An 869-nucleotide genomic window follows, 5' to 3' on the forward strand; every position below is an offset into this window, starting at 1 on the left:
ACCGGGGCGCACCGTTCTTTCGTGAGACATCGAATGTCCGGGCAACAACAGGCGTCGCCCCGACAGCAGCACCAGAACACAAACTGTCCCTATACGGGGTCAGCTCCTATCCCAACTACCGATTAGGACAATCATGGGCCTGAACGGGTCGACTCCAGCCTCCGCTCAGCACGAAAGCAGCGGTGGCAATGGACCGCCACCTCCTCCCGCTGTCTTTGATATCGGCTCCGAAGACTTACTCACTCCAAAACAAGTGTCCGAACTTTTTCGTGTAACTCCGAAAACAGTCGCTCGCTGGGCTGACGAAGGAAAAATCGGGTTTACCTCGACCATCGGCGGTCACCGCCGCTACCACCGCACCGAGATCCGTATGCTCTTGCACTCGCTTCACACTCCAGGGCCAAAAACGGATCCGACGGCATCCTGAATTCAAGCCCGAAATGCTGTAACCCAACCCTGACGATACCGATGCACGTTACTTTCGTTCGCGGATCAGATGCTCCCGATGTCGCCGACTGTGCCCTGAACTCGCATGTGACCGTCGGACAACGTGTACGTGACACCGACGATCGCGCACGCACTCTTGTCCATCTTGTCGGCGATGATCCGCGACCTCTGCATGATCAGCGCGCCGGTCTCCACGACGTGACGGCCTTCGAGTTCGTCGACGGTGGACAAGCCCTCGTTGCTGCCTATCAGAACCACGCTCGACCGCACTGCGGACGAAGCTGTCCGGAACAGTTCTTGGTCTCAATAGGTCAACGCATCACCGACGATAACGGATCAGCCCCAGAAGATCGGATCGCCACCGTTTTCGATGTGATCGAGCAAATCCTGAACGTGAGGGCTCGGCGCCAAGAACTGGTAAC

At 57.5% G+C, this 869-nt stretch carries 1 protein-coding gene and 1 pseudogene; one reads left to right on the forward strand and one right to left on the reverse strand.

Going from position 1 to position 869, the window contains the following annotated elements; genetic code table 11:
• Positions 1-220 precede the first annotated feature (220 nt).
• A complete protein-coding gene (locus G8767_RS35205) occupies positions 221-427 on the forward strand; it encodes a BldC family transcriptional regulator (protein WP_073513873.1) in 207 nt (68 codons plus the stop codon).
• A gap of 65 nt (positions 428-492) precedes the next feature.
• Here the strand turns inward: G8767_RS35205 and G8767_RS35210 are convergent.
• A pseudogene (locus G8767_RS35210) lies at positions 493-739 on the reverse strand (carbonic anhydrase); the annotation flags it as partial.
• Positions 740-869: the final 130 nt, after the last annotated feature.

It is taken from the genome of Rhodococcus sp. IC4_135, from assembly GCF_011602025.1.
Taxonomy (GTDB): domain Bacteria; phylum Actinomycetota; class Actinomycetes; order Mycobacteriales; family Mycobacteriaceae; genus Rhodococcus_F; species Rhodococcus_F baikonurensis.